3 protein-coding genes are annotated in these 3,314 nt (G+C 66.5%); all 3 read left to right on the top strand.

The features are described from left to right. On the top strand, positions 1-331 hold a 331-nt coding region (locus EOA29_RS29960; protein ID WP_189479028.1), incomplete at its 5' end, for an HlyD family secretion protein. A 441-nt stretch (positions 332-772) separates the two neighbouring features. Next, complete coding sequence (locus EOA29_RS29955; protein WP_245464702.1) at positions 773-2,839, top strand: type I secretion system permease/ATPase; 2,067 nt, start codon at positions 773-775, stop codon at positions 2,837-2,839. A 1-nt stretch (position 2,840) separates the two neighbouring features. Next, positions 2,841-3,314: biotin/lipoyl-binding protein (locus EOA29_RS29950; protein WP_245468578.1), on the top strand; the 474-nt coding region annotated here is incomplete at its 3' end.

The following is a 3,314-nucleotide window of genomic DNA, read 5'->3' as shown; positions in this document are numbered from 1 at the left end:
GGCGCAGGTCCGCGTCGAGGACATATCCAGCCTGCGTGCCGACATGACCGCCGAGGTCCGCTTCACCTCATACAAGCAGCGCACCACGCCGGTCATCCACGGCCGCGTGACCCATATCTCGGCGGACCGCGTCACCGATGCCAAGACAGGCTTTCCCTATTATGTCGCCGACATAGCGGTCGACGCGCAGGAACTCGCCGCCGCGCCCCAGATCCAGCTCTACCCCGGCATGCCGGCATCCGTCATGATCGTGACGGAGGAGCGCACCGCGCTGGACTACATACTAGGCCCGCTGACGGCGTCCCTGCACACCGCGTTCCGCCAGAAGTAGGGGCGGGTCAAGCGCGGCGGAAGCGGATTGAGACGCTTCGCTTCCCTCGGCGTTATACTCCCATATACTTCAACCCCACCTGGCCAATTCTTCGTCGAATTGCCCGTTGACGCACGCTCAGATAGAGTTAATAATGTTCTAATATAGTAGCGTAAACAATCTCCCGACCGGCAACAACGAGTTACGGCGCTACAGGGGGTGGGAAACCGTGCGGCTTTTCGGCCGCCGCATCACCATCGAGCCGCCAGTCGTCGTGAGGCGATGTCGCGTTTTGCTGTTCGCCGGCCGCCGCCGCGGGTTGCCAGACGCTACGCCGATCCTCCTCCCTCTCGAACTTGAGCGCTGAATCTCGGCGCTATTTGCCATGGCCAGTCAGCCGCCTTGCGCGGTCAATGCGCCGATGAGCGCGGCTGACATGTCCCTGATGGGGAGAGGCAAGTCGTGGGGTTCAGTAAGGCGTCGCTCGGGTTGGTGGGCAAGACAACGCTTGGTTCGGCGCAGGCGAAGATCAGGCTTTTCGGCCTGGCCCTCGTCGCATGCGTCGCCGGCTTTTTTCTCTTCGGCTCAGGCCGGCATGCATCGATGGGCTCGATGCTCGTCGCGGTGGCGATGGCGGGTGCCGGTAGCCTGGTGATGTTTCGCGCGCGCGGCGACGCGGCGCAAAATGCCGTCGGCGACGCGCGCCGTCGGCCCGCGGCGGCGCGGAGCAAGCCGTCGGTGAAGCCGACCGGGCAGGTGGCCAACGCCGCTCGCTCCGAGCTGGCCGCGGCACTTGCCAACTGCCGGTCGGCCTTTCTTGCGGTCGGGTTGTTCAGCGGCATGCTCAACGTGCTGATGCTTGCAGGCTCGCTCTACATGCTCGAGATCTATGATCGCGTGCTGCCGAGCCGCAGCCTGCCGACACTCGCGGGCATTTCGATATTGCTCGTCATCCTCTATTGCGGGCAGGGCGTTCTCGATTTCGTGCGCGGGCGCGTGCTGGTGCGCATTGGCGGCGCCCTCGACGAGGCGCTTGGTCAGCGCGTTTATACGTCGGTGCTGAGGTTGCCGCTGAAGGCCGGGCGCGAGCACGACAGCCTGCAGCCGATGCGCGATCTCGACAGCGTGCGCGGCTTCCTGTCCGGTATGGGGCCGACGGCGCTTTTCGACCTGCCGTGGCTGCCGCTCTACCTGATCATCATCTTCATGTTCCACTGGGTGCTTGGCCTTACGGCGCTGTTCGGTGCGATCGTGCTGGTCACTCTGACCATGCTTGCCGAGCGGCTGACGCGAAAGCCGGTATCGGCTGCAACCTTGAGCGGGAACCGGCGCGGTGGGTTGGTCGCCGCCGGCAGTCGCAATGCGGAAGTCGTCGCCGCCATGGGCATGGCCGGCGGGCTTGCCGCACGCTGGGAAGATGCGAACCTCGATTACATTGCCGACCAGCGCAAGGTAAGCGACGTCGCCGGCGGCATCGGCGCGGTATCGAGAATACTGCGCATGCTGCTGCAGTCCTCCATGCTCGGCATCGGCGCCTGGCTGGTTATCGAACAGCAGGCGACGGCGGGCGTCATCATCGCCGCTTCCATCCTCAGCGGCCGCGCGCTGGCGCCGGTCGATCTTGCGATCGCCAACTGGAAGGGCTTCGCGGGCGCGCGCCAGGGCTGGCAACGGCTGACCAAAGTGCTGGCGGCCTTGCCCGCCGAGGCCGAACCCATGCTGCTGCCGGCGCCGAGCGCCAACGTCATGATGCACAATGTTGCGATCATGGCTCCGGGGTCGCAGCGGCTGCTGGTCCAGGATGCCAGCTTCGCCATGGAGGCTGGCCACGCGCTCGGCATCATCGGCCCGAGCGGGTCGGGAAAGTCCACTCTGGTGCGTGCGCTCGTCGGGGCCTGGTTGCCTGTGGTCGGCCGGATAAAGCTGGACGGCGCCGATCTCGATCAGTGGTCGCAGGCGGAGCGCGGCCGCCATATCGGCTACCTGCCGCAGGACGTGGAGCTGTTCGCCGGCACCGTCGCCGACAACATCGCCCGCTTCGAGACGGACGCCGACCCCGCCGCAATCATCGCCGCGGCCAAGGCGGCTGGCGCGCACGACCTGATCGTGGGCTTCCGCCAGGGCTACGAGACCGAGATCGGCGAGCATGGCGAGGCTCTTTCGGCCGGCCAGCGCCAGCGCATTGCCCTGGCCCGCGCCCTCTACCGCGATCCGTTTCTCGTGGTGCTCGACGAGCCGAACTCCAACCTGGACATGGATGGCGAGCAGGCATTGGTGCGGGCGATGCTCGGCGTTCGCGAACGCGGCGGCGTGGTTGTGATCGTCGCTCATCGTCCGAACGTGCTGGCAGCCGTCGATTTCGTCCTGGCGATGAGCCACGGCCGCATCCACGAGTTTGGGCCGAAGGACAAGGTTTTCGCCAAGATGTTCCCCATGCTGCGGGCGGTGCCCACGGCCAATCCGCCGCCGCGGGCGGCCGCGGAAGGCACTCCGCAGGCTGCCGCCAATGGAACCGAGGGAGGGAACTAGCGTGGCTGCGCCGGGCACCTCCCATGCATCGATCCGCTTCTACACACGGCTTGGGCTTGGAGCCGTGCTCCTGCTTGCCGGAGGCGTCGGCGGCTGGGCCTCGGTCACCGAGATCGCCGGCGCGGTCATCGCCCCCGGCACGCTCGTCGTCGACTCCCACGTCAAGAACGTGCAGCATTCGACCGGCGGCATCGTTGCCGAGATCGATGCCCGCGATGGCGACCTCGTGAAAGTCGGCGACCTTTTGCTGCGTCTCGACCGCACCGTGCCGGCTGCCAATCTAGCGGTGGTGAGCAAGGCGCTCGATCAGTTGACGGCGCGCAAGGCGCGGCTCGATGCCGAGCGCCGGGGCGCTGACAGCATCACTTTTCCTGCCGACCTCCTTGCTCGTTCGGCCGATCCCGATGTCGCCGAGGCGATCTCCGGCGAGAAGCAGCATTTCGAGACGCGGCGCACGTCCCGCGCCGGCCAGAAG

The sequence above is a fragment of the Mesorhizobium sp. M1E.F.Ca.ET.063.01.1.1 genome (genome assembly GCF_003998155.1).
In the GTDB taxonomy this organism is placed as follows: domain Bacteria; phylum Pseudomonadota; class Alphaproteobacteria; order Rhizobiales; family Rhizobiaceae; genus Mesorhizobium.
This window is presented reverse-complemented; position numbering and strand designations above follow the sequence as displayed.